The sequence below is a fragment of the Microbacterium sp. SLBN-111 genome (genome assembly GCF_049739645.1).
Taxonomy (GTDB): Bacteria; Actinomycetota; Actinomycetes; order Actinomycetales; family Microbacteriaceae; genus Microbacterium.
In genome coordinates, this window is record NZ_JBMGQH010000001.1 from 3253549 (window position 1) to 3269810 (window position 16262).

A 16262-nucleotide genomic window follows, 5' to 3' on the forward strand; every position below is an offset into this window, starting at 1 on the left:
GAGGTCGCGTTTAGCGTTCTCGCGTGGCGGAGCGAGTCGAAGCGTGGTGGGCCCGGCGACAGTGGTCGAAGGGCGCCGACGTGCCCTATGCGGTCGGGGCGTACCGCGAGGCGTGGGCGGCGTTTCCCGCCCTGATCCGGCAGTATCACCCCGACCTCAACGCGGGTATCGCGCTGAGCCAGGTCCCACCCGCGGCGGACGTGCTGCTGCTGTGGCAGTGCGACTCCGGCCATCGGTTCGCCGCGACGCCCACCGAGCAGCGGCTCCGTCCCGGCCGCGAGCGGCGCCGCAGCGCGTGGTGCCCGGAGTGCAGCGAGCTCGCCGCCCCGACCCGCGTCGTGGCGCTGCCGATGCGCGAGTCCGTCGACGCGCCGTCGCCGCCGCAGCCAGGCGTGCTGCGCGCCCGGATGCCGAAGAAGACCCCGCCGCTGTGCGACAAGACGCCGAACCTCCCGCCCGGCGAGGCGTTCGTCTCCGTGTGCGCGCCGCGACCGGCATCCGCGGTGGAGGACCGCGTCCGCGCCGACCTGTTCGCGCGGCTGGCGCTCACGGAGGGGCTCAATGCCGTCCGCGTCGCCCGCCCGTTCTTCCAGCACCTCGAGATCTGGCCCGACCTCGTGCTCCCCGAGCTGCGCATCGCGATCGAATACGACTCGATCGGACGCCACGGCCTCGAGCACGTCGGCCGACGCGAACAGGCCGATCGGCGGAAGGATCGGGCCCTCCGCGCGGTCGGCTGGGAGGTCGTGCGCCTGCGCACCGGCAAGCTCGAGCCCCTCGGACCCCACGACCTGCAGCTGGCGGCCTGGAACCGCGCGGCGCTCGACCGGCTGGTCGAGACGCTGCGCGGCATCCGGGGTCCGCTCCTCGTGGATGCGTACGCGCGATGACGGGCGCCGACTCAGGCCGCGCCCACGCCCGGCAGGATCTCCTTCAGCAGGTCGTCCAGCGTCACGACGCCGAGCAACCGATCGCCGTCCACCACCGTGGCCAACTGCACGCGACCGCGGCGCATGCGCGCGAGCGCGTCGTACGCCGAGGCATCCGGTCCGAGCACGAGCGGATCGCGCGCGATGGCCGCCGCCGGCGTCGAGGGAGCCACCTCGAGCGTGTCGCGGACGTGCGCGACCCGCGCCGCGGCACCGGTTCCGACGAGGATCCGGAGGTGCGTGGATGCCGCAGCCGCGGCCTGCACGTCGGCCGCCGTGGCATCCGCGGGGACGGCCGTGGGAGTCCGGTCGGTGCGGACGATGTCGCCGACCGTGAGCGTGCCGAGCTCGATCGCCTGCGCGATCGGCGCGGAGTACTGCTCGTCGAGGGTCCCCGCGCGGCGCGAGTGCGCGACGAGCTCGCGGATCGTGTCGGCGTCCTGGCCGCCCGCCGCCGCCTTGTCCACCGGCTCGACGCCGGACGCGCGGACGAGGCGGTTCGCGATGCGGTTGATCCACAGCAGGAACGGTCGCAGCGGCCACGTGAGGGCGCGAGCCAGGATGCCCGTCGCTTTCGCCGCGGTCTCGGGGTGCGCGATCGCCCACGACTTCGGTGCCATCTCGCCGATGACGAGGTGCAGGAACGTCACGACGATCAGCGCCAGGAGGAACGCGAGGACGTCGGCGAGCACCGCGGGCAGCCCCCACTGCGCCAGCACGGGCGCGAGGGCGTAGTCGATCGCCGGCTTCGTGATCGCGCCGAGCAGGAAAGTGCACGCCGTAATCCCGAGCTGTGCGAACGCGAGCATGACCGTCAGCTCGTTGACGCCCCGCAGGGCCGCGCGGGCCGAGGCGCTCGTCGCGGCCTCTGCCTCGAGGCGGTGGCGACGGGCGGCGAGCAGCGCGAACTCGACGATCACGAAGAACGCGCTCGCGACGATCAGCGCCGCGGTGATGAGGGTCACGACCCACCAGCTCATCGGGCCACCTCCTCGTCGGATGCGAGCGCAGCGGAACGGTCACTCTCACGCAGACGCACGACGAGCTGCGAGGGAACGTGGCGGTCCACCTCGGTGACCTCGATCTCGAGCCAGCGCTCCACGTCGAAACCCTGCACGACCTCGGCCGCGCGCTCGGGCAGGGCGACACGGACCACCGTGCCGACGCCGGGCAGATCACCGTGCGCGTCGATCACGAGTCCGGCCGCGGTCTCGACGTCGCCGTCGGCGAGGTCGAGGCCGATGAGGCGCTCGAGCTCGTCGAGGTGCAGGTCGCCCGGCACCGTCCACGCGGCGTCACCGACCGGCGTGACCTCGTCGATCTCGACGTCGTGCTCGTCGGACAGCTCGCCGATGACCTCCTCGGTGAGATCCTCGATTGTCAGGATGCCATCGAAGTTGCCGTACTCGTCGACCACGCACGCGAGTTCGTTGCGGCTGCGCCGCATGCGGTCGAGGGCGACGGGCAGCAGCATCGACGTCGGCAGCACGACCGCCGGGCGCATGACGGATGCCACGAGGTCGTCGGCATCCGGGGCGAGCCGGAGGACGTCGATGAGCTCGACGACGCCGACGGGGGAGTCCTCGTCGCCGATCACCGGGTACCGCGTGTGGCCGGTCGCCATGAGCGCCCGCACCTCACCGACCGTGGTGTCGGGGTGAACCGAGTCGACGCGGGAGCGCGGGATCATGGCGTGCTCGACGTCGCGCTGCGGGAAGTCGAGGATGCGGTCGATGATCATCGACAGGTCGTCCGGCAGGTCGCCGCTCGCGCGCGACTCCTCGACGATCGCCTCGAGGTCGCGGGCGGTCGCGCTCTCGTCGACGTCCTCCAACGGCTCGATGCGCACGAGGCGCAGCAGCGCGTTGGCGGCGACGTCGAACACGGTGATGAGCCAGCCGAACGCGAGCAGGTAGATGCGGGTGGGCACCGCGAGCGCGCGGGCGAGCGGCTCGGGGTTCGCGATCGCGAGGTTCTTCGGGTACAGCTCGCCGAAGATCATGGTCACGACGGTGGCGAGCAGCAGGGCCGCCACGGTCCCGATCGCGATCGAGATGCCGGCGTCGATCCCGGCGCCGCCGAGCAGCGTCCCGATCGAGGCGCCGATGAGCGGCTCGGCCACGTACCCGATGAGCAGGCCCGTGACAGTGATGCCCAGTTGCGCGCCCGACAGCATGAACGACGTCCGCTGCGTGATCGCGAGCACGCGCTTCGCCTGTACGTCGCCCTTCTCGGCGCGCGCGGCGAGCTTCGCGCGGTCGACGGACATGTACGCGAACTCCTGCGCGACGAAGAAGCCGCACGCCGCGATGATCGCCAGCGTCACGATGACGCCGAGGAGCAGCGTCAGGACAGCAGCCAGCATCGGATCTCACCCCCTCTCGAAACGAGGGGGCTCGGAGATCGGCCCTCCTGATCGGGGGAGGTGCGGGGATGGCTCACGGGGGTTCTCTCTCGTGGGTCGTCGATGCGGTGACGAGCACGATATCCGGCGTCGCTGGGAAACCGCCGTAGCGGCCGGGAACGCGGCCGGGAGCCGTTTCGGAATGGCAGAATGGGTATCCCCGCATTGCCTCGCTTCCCGGCGTGGTCCCGCCCTTGCACGACAGGTACGCTTCGGCGCGCCAGAAAAGGACCAGCCGTGGGACGCCTCATCTACCGCGACCGTGCGACGTTCGACATCGACGATCGTCTGCTCGCGCATCTGCGCATCGTGATCATGAACAAGCTGCGCCGGAACGAGGGCTTCATGCTCCAGGTGCCCGTGAACGAGGGGGTGCGCCAGGCGAGCCTGTGGATCCACGCCTCGAACGCCCTCGTGCTGCAGTTCTACGGCGGCCGCGAACCGTCGATCGATCGCGAACTCGTCGACCAGATGATGCACGACGCCAGCGGTGCCGACGGCCTCACGCTGACGGGGTCGGGCGTCGCCTCTGCTCAGACGACGCCGGCGCGACCGACGCCCGCGCGCGCGGCACGCCCCGTGCGCTGAATCGGAGCCGCTGACCGCGGGAGACGGAGCGCGAACACCGCTCCGCTCCCCGCGGGCAGGCACTGCACATCGCCGCCGTGCGCGCGGGCGATCCCGCGCGCGATCGGGAGCCCGAGCCCGACGCCGCCGGACCCCGCGCGCGCGGCGTCGAGCCGCACGAGCCGATCGAAGATCCGCTCCCGATCGTCCGCGGCGACGCCCGGCCCATCGTCGCTCACGCGCACCTCGACGTCGGCGCCCGACGAATGGATGCCGAGCACCACACGCCCGTGGCCGCCGGTGATGCGCGCGGCGTTCTCGACGAGGTTCGACAGCACCTGCGCGATGCGGTCGCGGTCGACCGACACCGGGACAGCGGCATCCGGGATCTCGGTGTTGAGGGTCAGGCCGGGATGCACCAGGCGTGCCCGCGCCGCCTCCGCGTCGACGATCTCGCGCAGATCCGCCGGAGCGAGCGCGAGCTCCAACCCGCGGTCGACGCGCGCCATGAGCAGCAGATCGTCCACGAGACGCGACGCGCGGGTCGCCTCCCGCACGACGTGCCCGGCGAGCATCTCGCGCTCGGGACCGTCGAGGTCGGCGCGCACGAGGGTATCGGCGGCGGCCCGGATGCCGGCGACCGGCGTCCGCAGTTCGTGTGCGGCATCCGAGAGGAAGGCCCGCAGCCGTTCCTCGGCGGCCCGCGCGGCGACTTCGGCGCCGACGACGTCGTCGAGCATGTCGTCGAGCGCCGTCGCCACCCGCCCGATCTCGGTGTCGGGGTGCGTGGGACGGAGGCGTCGGTCGCGTTCCCCGGCGCCGATCGCCCGCGCGACGTCCGACACCTCGTCGAGCGGCCGCAGGGTGCGGCGCACCACCAGCACGACCGCGCCCGCAGCGAGCAGCAGAACGGCGATGGACGCGCCGGCCATGATCCAGCGCACCTGCCCGAGCGTCTCGCCGACCCCGGCGGCGGAGGCCGTGAGCGTGAGCGTCGATCCGTCGCTCAGCGTCGAACGCAGGGTCACGAGATCGGCGTCACCACCGAGTTCCGAGGCGGTGACGGTCACGGCTCCCGGCGCGGGCGTCGCCGGGGCCTCGCCGCCCCGCGGACCCCCGGGCGGTCCCGCCGGACTCCCGCGCAACTGCTCGGGACTCGGGCCCGCGACGACCGACCCGCCGCCGGCCTCGTCGATGCGCACCGACAGGCCCTGTGCCGAGAGCCGGTCGGCGAGATCCTCGGCATCCACGATCCCCACGAGCGACGCGGTCGCGGCGGTGCGATCGCGCAGCCGGTCCTCGATCTGCCCGCGGAGCCGCGCGCCGAGCGCCACATCGACGATCACCGCGAGCACGACGAGCAACAGCGCGACGAGCGCCAGCACGGACACGATCGTGCGTCGCCGGAGCGACCCGGACCGCAGGGCGCTCATGCGCGCTCGCTCAGGCGGTAGCCGAGCCCGCGCACGGTGTGGACGAGACGCTCGCCGTGGGCCTCCATCTTGCGGCGCAGCGCGCTCACGTGCACCTCGACGAGATTGACGTCGTAGTCCTCGTACCCCCACACCTGCGTGAGGATCTGCGTCTTCGACAGCGTCCTTCCGCGGCTCTCGACGAGCAGACGCAGCAGACGGAACTCGGTCGCCGTGAGGTCGAGCAGCGCTCCCGCCCGATGCGCCGTGGCGGCATCGGCATCCACGACGAGATCACCCACCGCGACCGTCTGCGGCAGCCGTCCCCGTCGCCGGAGCACCGCACCGGCACGCGCCACGAGCTCGGCCATCGTGAACGGCTTCACGACGTAGTCGTCCGCGCCCTCGGCGAATCCACGGAGCCGATCGTCGACCTCGTCGCGCGCGGTCAGCATGATCACGGCGGTGTCGCCCGCGGCGCGCACGACGGGGAGCAATCGGATGCCACTCGGCCCGGGCATCATCCAGTCCAGCACCACGAGGTCGGGGCGGAACCGGTCCAGGCGCTCAGTGAGATCGGTGCCGTCGGGCGCCCCCTCGGCGACGAAGCCGTCGGCGCGCAGCGCGAGCACGACGGCGAGGCGGATCGTCTCGTCGTCGTCGAGCACGAGAACGCGGGCGGGGGCGGACATCCGGCCGACGATACGGGCGGACACTGGATGCCGCTTATGCGAACGATGGGGATTCGCCCCGGTCGTGGCCGCTTCAGGTCGGCTTCAGTTCCGGTTCCGAGGCTGATGAGCAGACGCCGACGAGACTCGCCGGCCCGAGAGGAAGCCATGTCCGACGACGACAACCCCACCCTGCCGCTGCCCCGTCACGAGGATCCGACCCCGGAACCGCCCCGCCGCACGTGGGTGCGCCCGGTCGTGATCACCGCCGCGGTGGTGGCCGCGCTCGGCCTCACCGGAGGCACCGCCGCGCTCGCGGCTCAGTCCAGCAGCACGGTCGCGGCCGCGACGAACGCTCCGAGCGCCGACGGCGGCGCGACGGGTCCCGGCGCGACCGCCCCCACCGCAGCGCCGACCGGCGCGCCGACGGGTGCGCCGACGCCCCCGGCCGACGGCACCGCGCCCACGCCTCCGGCCGACGGCACGGCTCCGGCCGCGCCCGGGAACGGACCGAAGCCGGGGGAGTGCGGCCCCGGTGGCGCACCGGCTGGGCCCGGCGGCCCCGGCGCTCCGGGCGCGGACGGACACACCCCGCCCGCCCCTCCCGCCGACGGCAGCGCCCCGACCCCGCCGAGCCCGCCCGCCGACGGCACGGCCCCCACGCCGCCGACGCCCGGCCAGGCCCCCACCCCCGGCCAGGCCCCCACGCCCGGCGCCACGCCGCCCGCGACGAACGGGAGCTGAACTCCGCCGCGCCGCGCCGACCGCGTCCAGCACGCGGTCAGCGCGGTGCGGCACGATCGTTGCATGGCGACGCGCGGGAACCGAGGCCCCCGCGCCACGCCTCCGTCGAAGCCGCGCGCGCGAACCACCGCGCGACCCGTCGGACGCACCCCCGCCCGACCCGCAGGCCGACGCCCGAAGCGCAGCCCCGCCCGCGTCCGCCAACTCCGCCGGCGACGCTGGACCGTCGGCATCCTCGCCGCCGTCGTCGTCGGTCTCATCGTGGCTGCGACCGTCCCGCTCGTGCACCTCGTCGCCGCGTGGAACTCCGACTGGAACGTCGCGGCGCGCAAGGCTGCGGTCGACCTCGCCGGGTTCGACCCCGGCTTCCTCATCGACGACGGCGCCTTCTACGACGGCAACGCGATGAATGCCGACGAGATCCAGCGTTTCCTCGACGACCAGATCGGCGTCTGCCAGAACGACGCGTGTCTCAACGTCCTGCACGCCGATCTCCCGGCGCGCGACGCGATCGTGTCGCAGGACACGGGGGAGACGGTCTGCGCGGCCTACGACGGCGGAAGCCTCACGGCGGCGCAGATCATCGACCGCGTGCAGCGCGCGTGCGGCATCTCGGCGAAGGTGCTGCTCGTGACGCTGCAGAAGGAGCAGAGCCTCGTCTCGGGCCGGATCGCCCGTGCTCCGTCGCCCGAGGCACTCGGCGCCGCGATGGGCGCGCGGTGCCCCGACGACGCCGCGTGCGACCCCGGGCAGGCCGGCTTCGCCGCGCAGGTCGCCCAAGGAGCGACCGACCTCAAGGCGTACCGCGCGTCGGAGTTCATGCGTCAGCCCGGCACGCACTACATCGCGTACTCGCCCGACCCGGCCTGCGGCGGCACGGACGTCGAGATCCGCAACCACGCCACCGCCGCGCTGTACAACTACACGCCGTACCAGCCGAACGCCGCCGCGATCGCCGCCCGATGGGATAAGGGCGACGGCTGCTCGTCCTACGGCAACCGCAATTTCGCTCTCTACTGGAAGCTCTGGTTCGGCTCGTGAGCGGCGGAATCACAGTGTTGTGATTTCGTTATGAAACGGCGATAATGACCGAGACAACCGAACAGCCGCCACCGCTCTCGCGCAGGTCGTAGGGGAAGACGTACCTGACGAAGGAGAGACCATGGCGACCACGTCTTCGCGCGGAGTGATCCTCATCCACTCGGCGCCGCGCGCGTTGTGCCCCCACCTGGAGTGGGCGGCGGGACGCGCCCTCGGCCGTGCGGTCAACTTCGACTGGTCCGACCAGCCGGTGCTCGCGGGCAGCCGTCGGGCCGAGTTCTACTGGGAGGGCCCGGTCGGAACCGGCGCCGCCCTCGCGAGCGCCATCCGCGGCTGGGAGCACCTCCGCTTCGAGGTGAGCGAGGATCCCACGCCCCGCAGCGACGGCGGCCGCTGGATGCACACGCCGGGGCTCGGCATCCACTATGCCCAGACGGATTCGGCCGGCAACGTCGTCATCGGTGAGGACCGTGTGCGCTACGCGATGGACGTCGCGGCCGGAGACCCCTTCGAACTGCAGCGCGAGCTCGACGTCGCCCTGGGCTCCGCCTGGGACGAGGAGCTCGAGCCCTTCCGCCACGCCGGCGACGACCAGCACATCGTCTGGTTGCACAAAGTCGGCTGACAGATGTCGGGTGGGGGAGGCGCCACTACCGGAGGCCGGTGACCGCTTCCCGGCACCGGGACCGCGTATCTCCCGCCCGACGACGAACCGAACGCCCCCGTCATCCCCGCCGCAGTCGGGGGATGCCGGGGGCGTTCGGCTTGTGAAGGATCAGCGATCAGACGGAGGCGATGGCGACGACGGCGTTGTGGCCGCCGAAGCCGAACGAGTTGCTGATGGCCAGCTGGTCGCCCGACCCGAGCTCGACCGGCGAGCCCGAGATCGCGAACGGCACCTCGGGGTCCTGCTCGGTGAGGTTGATCGTGGGCGGCGCGACGCGGTTCTTCAGCGCCAGCACCGTGAAGATCGCTTCGAGGGCGCCGGTGCCACCGAGGAGGTGACCCGTGGATGCCTTCGTCGCCGACACCGGGATCTCGTCGACGCGGGCGCCGAACACCGCGCGCAGCGCCTGGTACTCGTTCGGGTCGCCGACGGGGGTCGAGGTGGCGTGGGCGTTGATGTGGGTGACGTCGTCGGGCGACGCTCCCGCCATCTCGAGCGCCATGCGCACGGCGCGCGCAGCGCCGCGACCCTCGGGGTCGTTCGCGGTGATGTGGTACGAGTCGGCCGTGACGCCGCCGCCCACGATCGTGGCGTAGATCTTTGCGCCGCGCGCCTTCGCGTGCTCCTCGGTCTCGAGGATCAGCACGCCGGCGCCCTCGCCCATGACGAAACCGTCGCGGTCGATGCTGCCGGGACGCGACGCGGTCTCGGGGGAGTCGTTGCGCTTGGAGAGCGCCTGCATCGAGGCGAACGACGCGATGGTGATCGGGTGGATCGCCGACTCGGTGCCACCGGCGATCACAACGTCGGCCAGGCCGTCGCGGATGTGCTGCACGGCGTTGACGATCGACTCGGTGCTCGACGCGCACGCCGACGCGACGGTGCGCGCGAACGCGCGGGCGTTGAAGTGCAGCGACAGGTTGCCGGCCGCGGCGTTGGGCATGAGCATCGGCACCGTCATCGGCATGACGCGGCGCGGGCCCTTCTCGCGCAGGGTGTCCCAGGCATCCAGGAGCGTCCATACGCCGCCGATGCCGGTGGCGAAGTCGACGCCGAGGCGGTCCGGGTCGATGTCGGGGCTGCCCGCGTCCTCCCACGCTTCCTTCGCCGCGACCATCGCGAGCTGCGAGGACGGGTCGAGGCGCTTGGCGACGGGGCGCTCGAGCACGGTTTCGGGCCGCACGAGCGCCTCTGCGGCGAACGTGACGGGCAGCTGGTACTGCTCGACCCATTCGTGCTCGAGGGTGCGCGCGCCGGACGCACCGGACAGCAGGGCGTCCCAGCTCTCGGGTGCCGTGCCACCGATGGGCGAGGTGGCACCGATACCGGTGACGACGATGCGGGATGTGCTCATGGTGTGATCCTTGGTGCGGCCGGTGGGGTCGTGACCGGTGGGGGCCGTGGCCCCCACCGGGAGGGTCAGGACTGGTTCGACGTGATGAACGTGACAGCGTCGCCGACGGTCTTGAGGTTCTTGACCTCGTCGTCGGGGATGGTGACGCCGAACTTCTCCTCGGCGTTGACGACGATCGTCATCATCGAGATCGAGTCGATGTCGAGGTCGTCCGTGAAGGACTTCTCCAGCGCGACCTCGTCGGCCGAGATGCCGGTCTCGTCGGTGATGAGTTCGGCCAGGCCGGCGAGAACCTCGTCGTTGGTGAATGCCATGATTTCTCCTGTTGTTGGGGGCGGCCCGGGGAGTCGTCCGGGCCCCGATCAGTCTAGGGTTCGACGCTCACGCGTCAGGGAAGCACGACGACCTGCGCGCCGAACACCAGACCGGCGCCGAAGCCGATCTGCAGAGCGAGGCCGCCGCTGAGCTCGGGGTGCTCCTCGAGCAGTCGGTGGGTGGCCAGCGGGATCGACGCCGCCGAGGTGTTCCCGGTGGTCTCGATGTCGCGGCCGATCACGACGGTCTCGGGCAGTCCCAGCTGCTTCGCGAACTCGTCGATGATGCGCATGTTGGCCTGGTGCGGCACGAACGCCGCCAGGTCGGAGGGCTGGATGCCGGCGGCCTCGATGGCCTGTCGGGCGACCTTGACCATCTCCCAGACGGCCCACCGGAATACGGTGGGTCCTTCCTGGCGGAGCGTGGGCCACGGGGCCACGCCGTCGCGGAACTCGGTCAGCGTGTGGTTCATGCCGACCGCGTCGGCCTTCGAGCCGTCGGAGCCCCAGATCGTGGGGCCGATGCCCGGAGTCTCGCTCGGGCCGACGACCACGGCGCCCGCGCCGTCGCCGAGCAGGAACGAGATGCTGCGGTCGGTCGGGTCGACGACGTCGCTGAGCTTCTCGGCGCCCACGACCACGACGTGCGTCGCGAGACCGCCGCGGATGAGGGCGTCCGCCTGCGCGACGCCGTACGCGAAGCCCGCGCAGGCCGCGTTCACGTCGTACGCGGCGGCGGGGTTGGCGCCGATGCGGTCGGCGACGATCGCCGAGGCCGACGGCGTCTGCTTGGGGTTGCTGATCGTGGCGACGATCACGGCGTCGATGTCGCTCGGGGCGACACCGGACTTCTCGACGGCCTCTGCCGCGGCGGCGGCGGCGAGGTCGATGGCATCCGTCTCCTTGTTGGCGCGGACGCGCGTGACGATGCCGGTGCGCTGACGGATCCACTCGTCGCTGGAGTCGATCGGGCCGACGAGGTCGTCGTTGGGGACGAAGTTCTCGCCGCGCGCGGCGCCGTACGAGTAGATGCGGGTGTGGGCGGGGCCCTGGAGCTGACGGAGGACGGGAGTGCTCATGCCTGCTCTCCCTTCAGGAGTGCGACGGCCGCGTCGAGGTCGTCCGGGGTCTTGACTGCCACGGTCGGGGTGCCGCGCAGGGCGCGCTTGGCCAGGCCCGTGAGGGCGCCGGCGGGCGCGAGTTCGATGATGCCGGTCACGCCGTGCTCGGCGAAGGACGCCATGTTGCGGTCCCAGCGCACGGGGGAGGCGACCTGCGAGACGACGAGGTCGACGGCGCGGCGGCCGTCCTCGACGACGGAACCGTCCGAGTTGGTCCAGAGCGTCGTCTGCGGCGCGGAGGCCGTGACGTCGGCCGCGGCGGCGCGGAGGGTCTCGACGGCGGGCTCCATGAAGCGCGTGTGGAAGGCACCGGCCACCTGCAGCGGAATGACGCGCGAGCCGCGCGGCGCCTCCGCCGCGAGTTCGGCGAGGGCCGACGTTTCACCGGCCGCGACGATCTGACCGCCGCCGTTGTAGTTGGCGGGCGTCAGGCCGAGCTCGGCGAGCCGGTCGAGCACGGTCTGCTCGTCGCCGCCGACGACGGCGCTCATGCCGGTCTCGACCGTCGCGGCGGCCTCGGCCATCGCGCGGCCGCGGATCCCGACGAGACGCAGCGCGTCCGCCTCGGACAGGACACCGGATGCCGCCAGCGCGGCGAACTCGCCGACCGAGTGGCCGGCGACGCCGTCGGCGCCCTGACCGGCGCGGTCGCGCAGGACGCCCCACGACAGCAGGCTCGCGGCCACGATCAGCGGCTGCGCGACGCTCGTGTCGCGGATCCGGTCGGCATCCCATTCGGTGCCGGCGGCGAGGAGGTCGACGCCGGCGTGCTCGGAAGCCTCGGCCAGACGCTCACGCGCCCCGTCGATCTCGAGCCATGGCGAGAGGAACCCGGGGGTCTGGGAACCCTGCCCGGGGAAGACGGCGATGATCACCGTCCCATCCTGCCAAGGATCCGGCGGGCCGTTCTGGAGATATCGGCACAGAAAATCGGCGTGTCTTTGTGCGCGCCGTGCATCAGCGGGGGAGTGTGGTCCGCCGCACACCCGTTCCGCGTCGGCGCGTGGCATCCGTTCCGATCGATCCGAGGATCAGCGCAGTCTGCAAGATCAGCGCCTCGCGGGGGCCGGTGGCATCCCACCCGATCACTTCGGACACGCGCTTCAAGCGGTACCGCACCGTGTTGGGGTGGACGTACAGCTCGCGCGCCGTCGCTTCGAGGGAGCGGCCGTTGTCGAGGTAGCTCCAGAGCGTCGCGACGAGGTCGGCGCTGTGCGCGTGGAGCGGGCGGTACACGCGCTCGACGAGCGTCTGCTTGGCCACCGCGTCGCCCGCGAGGGCCCGCTCGGGGAGCAGGTCGTCGGCCTCGACCGGGCGCGGGGCGTGCCGCCAGGCGCGCGCGACGGCGAACCCGGCGAGGGCGGCGCGGGCGCTCTGCCCGGCGTCGACGAGGGCGGCCACGGCCGGGCCGAGGACGAGGTGGCCGGAACCGAAGCTCGGCTCGAGGCGCTTCGCGATCTCGGTGAACGGCAGCTCGGTGGTGTCCTCGCGGCCGCGGACCGGGAGATCCGCGCGACCCACGACGAGCACCAGCCGCGAGCCCTGCACACCGATGAGCACGTCGACGCCGAGCTTGCGCGAGGTGCGGCGAACGTGGTCGACGTCGAGCTGCGGGGGAGTCGTGCCCACGAGCACCGCGACCTCGCCGTGGCCGTGCCACCCGAGGGCGGCGATACGGCTGGGGAGTTCGTCGTCGGCCTCACCGGTGAGGATCGAGTCCACGACGAGGGCTTCGAGCCGCGCATCCCACAGGCCGCGCGCCTCGGCGGCGCGGGCGTAGACGTCCGCGGCGGCGAAAGCGACCTCGCGGGAGTACGACAGCATTGCCTCGCGCACGCGTTCGCTGCGGCCCGCGACGCGCTCCTCCATCACCTCGACGGTGACGCGGACGAGCTGCAGCGTCTGGGTGAGGCTCACGCTCCGCAGCAGCTCGCGCGGAGCCGCGGCGAAGATGTCGGCCGCGATGGCGGGAGTGGAGGCAGGTTCCTCGAACCACTGCAGGAACGAGGTGATGCCCGCCTGTGCCACCAGCCCGACCGCGGAGCGGCGGGCCGGCGGCATCTCGGCGTACCAGGGCAGCGTCTCTTCGAGCCGCTGGATCGTCGCGGTCGCGAGGTCGCCCGAGATCCGGCGCAGCCACGCCAGGGTCTCGGCCTTCTCCTCGGCGGCCCGGGAGGGCGCGGTGTTCCCGCTCCCTCCCGAACCGTCGACGGCCGCGCGATCGGTCACGCGGATCAGGCCTCGCCGCCGGCGTTCCCGCTCGTACCGGCGTTGACGTCGTACAGGCGGTACTTCTCGATGGCCTGGCCGACCACGGCGCGGTCGACCTTGCCCTCGTCCGCGAGACCCTGGAGGGTGCGGACGACGAGCGACGGGCCGTCGATCTTGAAGAAGCGACGGGCGGCGGCGCGGGTGTCGGAGAACCCGAACCCGTCGGCACCGAGCGTCAGGTAGCGCTGCGGCACCCACTGACGGATCTGGTCCTGGACGGCGTGCATCCAGTCGCTGACCGCGACCACCGGGCCCTCGGCATCCCGAAGCTTCTCCGTGAGGTAGGCCGTGCGGGGCTCCTCATCGGGGTGCAGGTAGTTGTGCTCGTCGGCGGCGAGGCCGTCGCGGCGGAGCTCCGTCCATGAGGTCACCGACCACACGTCGGCGACGACGCCCCAGTCGTCCTTGAGGAGACGCTGGGCCTCGTACGCCCACGGCACACCGACGCCCGACGCGAGGAGTTGGGCACGCGGGCCCTCGCCCTCACCCACCGAGACGCGGTGGATGCCGCGGACGATACCGTCCACGTCGACGCCCTCGGGCTCGGCCGGCTGCACGAGCGGCTCGTTGTAGACCGTGATGTAGTACATGACGTTCGGGTCGGGGTGCTGGCCGCCGTACATGCGCTCGATGCCCGAGCGGACGATGTGCGCGATCTCGTACCCGTACGCGGGGTCGTACGACACCGTGGCGGGGTTCGTGGATGCCAGCAGCTGCGAGTGTCCGTCGGCGTGCTGCAGGCCCTCGCCCGTCAGCGTGGTGCGCCCGGCGGTCGCGCCGATGATGAAGCCGCGCGCCATCTGGTCGCCGGCCGCCCACTGGGCGTCACCCGTGCGCTGGAAGCCGAACATCGAGTAGAAGACGTAGACCGGGATCAGCGGCTCGCCGTGCGTGGCGTACGACGTACCGGCCGCGGTGAACGCCGCGAGGGCGCCCGCCTCGTTGATACCGACGTGGATGATCTGACCCTCGGGGCTCTCCTTGTAGGCCAGGAGCAGCTCGCGGTCGACCGACGTGTAGTGCTGACCCTTCGGGTTGTAGATCTTCGCCGTCGGGAAGTAGGCATCCATGCCGAAGGTGCGGGCCTCGTCGGGGATGATCGGCACGATGCGGTGGCCGAAGCCCTTGACCCGGAGGAGGTCCTTGAGCAGGCGGACGAACGCCATCGTCGTGGCGACCTCCTGCGTGCCCGAGCCCTTCTTCGGCAGCGCGTACGCCTGGTCGCCGGGGAGCTCGAGACCGACGTGCGTGGTGCGGCGCTCGGGCAGGAAGCCGCCGAGCGCGCGACGACGCTCGAGCATGTACTTGATGGTCTCGTCGTTCTCGCCGGGGTTGTAGTACGGCGGCTGGTACGGGTTCTCTTCCAGCTGCGCGTCGGACACCGGGATGTCCATCGCGTCGCGGAAGGCCTTGAGGTCGTCCAGCGTCAGCTTCTTCATCTGGTGCGTGGCGTTGCGACCCTCGAAGTGGGGGCCGAGGCCGTAGCCCTTGATGGTCTTGGCGAGGATGACGGTCGGCTGGCCCTTGTGCTCCTTGGCCGCCTTGAACGCCGCGAAGACCTTGCGGTAGTCGTGGCCACCGCGCTTGAGGCCCCAGATCTGCTCGTCGGTGTAGTCCTTGACCAGCTCGAGCGCGCGCGGGTCGCGACCGAAGAAGTGCTCGCGGACGTACGCGCCGTTCTCGGCCTTGTACGTCTGGTAGTCGCCGTCGGGCGTCGAGTTCATGAGGTTGAGCAGCGCGCCCTCGGTGTCGCGGGCGAGCAGGTCGTCCCACTCGCGACCCCAGACGACCTTGATGACGTTCCAGCCGGCACCGCGGAAGAAGCTCTCGAGCTCCTGGATGATCTTTCCGTTACCGCGGACCGGGCCGTCGAGGCGCTGCAGGTTGCAGTTGACGATGAACGTGAGGTTGTCGAGACCCTCGTTCGCGGCGACCTGGAGCTGGCCGCGGCTCTCGACCTCGTCCATCTCGCCGTCGCCGAGGTAGGCCCAGACGTGCGAGTCTCCGACGTCCTTGATGCCGCGGTTGCTGAGGTACTTGTTCGACATCGCCTGGTAGATAGCGTTGATCGGACCGAGACCCATCGACACCGTCGGGAACTGCCAGAACTCCGGCATGAGACGGGGGTGCGGGTACGACGGGATGCCGTTCGGCGCGGCCGACTTCTCCTGGCGGAAGCCGTCGAGCTGCGCCTCGCTGAGGCGACCCTCGAGGAAGGCTCGGGCGTACGTGCCGGGGGAGGCGTGGCCCTGGATGAAGATCTGGTCGCCGCCCGACGGGTCGTCGAGGCCGCGGAAGAAGTGGTTGAAGCCGACCTCGTACAGGGCGGCCGACGACGCGTAGGTCGAGATGTGGCCGCCGACCCCGATGCCGGGACGCTGCGCGCGGTGGACGGTGACCGCCGCGTTCCAGCGGATCCACTTGCGGTAGCGACGCTCGAGCTCCTCGTCACCGGGGAACTCCGGCTCGTTCGACTGAGCGATCGTGTTGATGTAGTCGGTGGTCGGCACCATCGGAACGCCGAGGCGCAGATCCTTCGAGCCCTTGAGCAGGCTCAGCATGATCTCGCGCCCGCGGCCGGGGCCCTTCGCCTGGACCAGCTGGCGCAGGGATTCCTGCCATTCCGCGGTCTCTTCCGGGTCGCTGTCCTGCGGCCCCTGCGAATACGGATCCTGATCGTGAACAGTCACGGAAGACCTTTCGTCGTCTGGCAGGTCATGCCAGAGAATCGCCATACTCGTGCGGCAACCCTTGTCTGCTCCGCACA

The 16262-nt window shown here is 71.7% G+C and carries 15 protein-coding genes; 5 read left to right on the forward strand and 10 right to left on the reverse strand.

All coding sequences use genetic code 11. The features are described from left to right. Nucleotides 1–23: 23 nt before the first annotated feature. Nucleotides 24–890 carry a zinc-ribbon domain-containing protein gene (locus tag RKD05_RS15185; protein ID WP_424711150.1) on the forward strand — a complete coding sequence of 289 codons (867 nt, stop codon included), beginning with the start codon at nucleotides 24–26 and terminating at the stop codon, nucleotides 888–890. An 11-nt stretch (nucleotides 891–901) separates the two neighbouring features. Here RKD05_RS15185 and RKD05_RS15190 read toward each other — a convergent pair whose 3' ends face one another. Both RKD05_RS15190 and RKD05_RS15195 read right to left on the reverse strand, forming a co-directional pair. Further along, nucleotides 902–1909, reverse strand: coding sequence for a CNNM domain-containing protein (locus RKD05_RS15190; protein WP_424711152.1), 1008 nt, complete (start codon nucleotides 1907–1909; stop codon nucleotides 902–904). Continuing rightward, nucleotides 1906–3294, reverse strand: a complete 1389-nt coding sequence (locus RKD05_RS15195; RefSeq protein ID WP_424711153.1) for a hemolysin family protein — start codon at nucleotides 3292–3294, stop codon at nucleotides 1906–1908. Before RKD05_RS15195 ends, RKD05_RS15190 begins: the two co-directional genes overlap by 4 nt. 276 nt (nucleotides 3295–3570) lie before the next feature. Here RKD05_RS15195 and RKD05_RS15200 point away from each other — a divergent pair, with 276 nt between their 5' ends. Continuing rightward, the gene (locus RKD05_RS15200; protein WP_424711154.1) at nucleotides 3571–3921 is read left to right on the forward strand and encodes an ATP-dependent DNA ligase; all 351 of its coding nucleotides are present in this window, start codon (nucleotides 3571–3573) and stop codon (nucleotides 3919–3921) included. Here RKD05_RS15200 and RKD05_RS15205 read toward each other — a convergent pair. Together RKD05_RS15205 and RKD05_RS15210 are read right to left on the reverse strand one after the other, a co-directional pair. Beyond that, nucleotides 3867–5333: a HAMP domain-containing sensor histidine kinase gene (locus RKD05_RS15205; RefSeq protein WP_424711156.1), complete on the reverse strand. Its 1467-nt coding sequence runs from the start codon at nucleotides 5331–5333 to the stop codon at nucleotides 3867–3869. The two genes, RKD05_RS15200 and RKD05_RS15205, sit on opposite strands and share 55 nt — an antisense overlap. Next, a complete protein-coding gene (locus RKD05_RS15210; RefSeq protein WP_424711158.1) occupies nucleotides 5330–6004 on the reverse strand; it encodes a response regulator transcription factor in 675 nt (224 codons plus the stop codon). The genes RKD05_RS15205 and RKD05_RS15210 overlap by 4 nt, the downstream gene beginning before the upstream one ends. 147 nt (nucleotides 6005–6151) lie before the next feature. On the opposite strand from RKD05_RS15210, the gene RKD05_RS15215 reads away from it, so the two are divergent. From RKD05_RS15215 to RKD05_RS15225, 3 genes are all read left to right on the forward strand, one after another. Beyond that, complete coding sequence (locus RKD05_RS15215) at nucleotides 6152–6727, forward strand: hypothetical protein (RefSeq protein ID WP_424711160.1); 576 nt, start codon at nucleotides 6152–6154, stop codon at nucleotides 6725–6727. Between the two features lie 63 nt (nucleotides 6728–6790). Continuing rightward, nucleotides 6791–7768: a hypothetical protein gene (locus RKD05_RS15220; protein ID WP_424711161.1), complete on the forward strand. Its 978-nt coding sequence runs from the start codon at nucleotides 6791–6793 to the stop codon at nucleotides 7766–7768. Nucleotides 7769–7889: 121 nt separating this feature from the next. After that, a complete protein-coding gene (locus tag RKD05_RS15225) occupies nucleotides 7890–8393 on the forward strand; it encodes a DUF3145 domain-containing protein (RefSeq protein ID WP_424711163.1) in 504 nt (167 codons plus the stop codon). A gap of 157 nt (nucleotides 8394–8550) precedes the next feature. Here the strand turns inward: RKD05_RS15225 and RKD05_RS15230 are convergent, their stop codons facing one another. The 6 genes from RKD05_RS15230 to aceE all read right to left on the reverse strand — a co-directional run bounded on the left by RKD05_RS15230 (nucleotide 8551) and on the right by aceE (nucleotide 16185). Next, nucleotides 8551–9789 carry a beta-ketoacyl-[acyl-carrier-protein] synthase family protein gene (locus RKD05_RS15230; RefSeq protein ID WP_424711164.1) on the reverse strand — a complete coding sequence of 413 codons (1239 nt, stop codon included), beginning with the start codon at nucleotides 9787–9789 and terminating at the stop codon, nucleotides 8551–8553. A 65-nt stretch (nucleotides 9790–9854) separates the two neighbouring features. Continuing rightward, nucleotides 9855–10103: an acyl carrier protein gene (locus RKD05_RS15235; RefSeq protein WP_022880558.1), complete on the reverse strand. Its 249-nt coding sequence runs from the start codon at nucleotides 10101–10103 to the stop codon at nucleotides 9855–9857. A gap of 74 nt (nucleotides 10104–10177) precedes the next feature. Further along, nucleotides 10178–11182 (reverse strand): beta-ketoacyl-ACP synthase III, encoded by a 1005-nt coding sequence (locus RKD05_RS15240; protein ID WP_424711166.1) that lies wholly within the window; start codon nucleotides 11180–11182, stop codon nucleotides 10178–10180. After that, a complete protein-coding gene (locus RKD05_RS15245; protein ID WP_424711168.1) occupies nucleotides 11179–12099 on the reverse strand; it encodes an ACP S-malonyltransferase in 921 nt (306 codons plus the stop codon). The genes RKD05_RS15240 and RKD05_RS15245 overlap by 4 nt, the downstream gene beginning before the upstream one ends. 82 nt (nucleotides 12100–12181) lie before the next feature. Beyond that, on the reverse strand, nucleotides 12182–13369 hold the full coding sequence (locus RKD05_RS15250) for a PucR family transcriptional regulator (RefSeq protein WP_036329550.1): 1188 nt from the start codon (nucleotides 13367–13369) through the stop codon (nucleotides 12182–12184). Between the two features lie 89 nt (nucleotides 13370–13458). Beyond that, nucleotides 13459–16185 carry a pyruvate dehydrogenase (acetyl-transferring), homodimeric type gene (gene aceE / locus RKD05_RS15255; protein WP_424711170.1) on the reverse strand — a complete coding sequence of 909 codons (2727 nt, stop codon included), beginning with the start codon at nucleotides 16183–16185 and terminating at the stop codon, nucleotides 13459–13461. Nucleotides 16186–16262 lie beyond the last annotated feature (77 nt).

Excerpts from the sequence above, each read along its gene's own strand:
- RKD05_RS15190 (WP_424711152.1), bottom strand. The coding sequence starts at position 1,909 with ATGAGCTGGTGGGTCGTGACCCTCATCACCGCGGCGCTGATCGTCGCG.
- RKD05_RS15195 (WP_424711153.1), bottom strand. The coding sequence starts at position 3,294 with ATGCTGGCTGCTGTCCTGACGCTGCTCCTCGGCGTCATCGTGACGCTG.
- RKD05_RS15205 (WP_424711156.1), bottom strand. The coding sequence starts at position 5,333 with ATGAGCGCCCTGCGGTCCGGGTCGCTCCGGCGACGCACGATCGTGTCC.
- RKD05_RS15210 (WP_424711158.1), bottom strand. The coding sequence starts at position 6,004 with ATGTCCGCCCCCGCCCGCGTTCTCGTGCTCGACGACGACGAGACGATC.
- RKD05_RS15215 (WP_424711160.1), top strand. The coding sequence starts at position 6,152 with ATGTCCGACGACGACAACCCCACCCTGCCGCTGCCCCGTCACGAGGAT.
- RKD05_RS15220 (WP_424711161.1), top strand. The coding sequence starts at position 6,791 with ATGGCGACGCGCGGGAACCGAGGCCCCCGCGCCACGCCTCCGTCGAAG.
- RKD05_RS15225 (WP_424711163.1), top strand. The coding sequence starts at position 7,890 with ATGGCGACCACGTCTTCGCGCGGAGTGATCCTCATCCACTCGGCGCCG.
- RKD05_RS15230 (WP_424711164.1), bottom strand. The coding sequence starts at position 9,789 with ATGAGCACATCCCGCATCGTCGTCACCGGTATCGGTGCCACCTCGCCC.
- RKD05_RS15235 (WP_022880558.1), bottom strand. The coding sequence starts at position 10,103 with ATGGCATTCACCAACGACGAGGTTCTCGCCGGCCTGGCCGAACTCATC.
- RKD05_RS15240 (WP_424711166.1), bottom strand. The coding sequence starts at position 11,182 with ATGAGCACTCCCGTCCTCCGTCAGCTCCAGGGCCCCGCCCACACCCGC.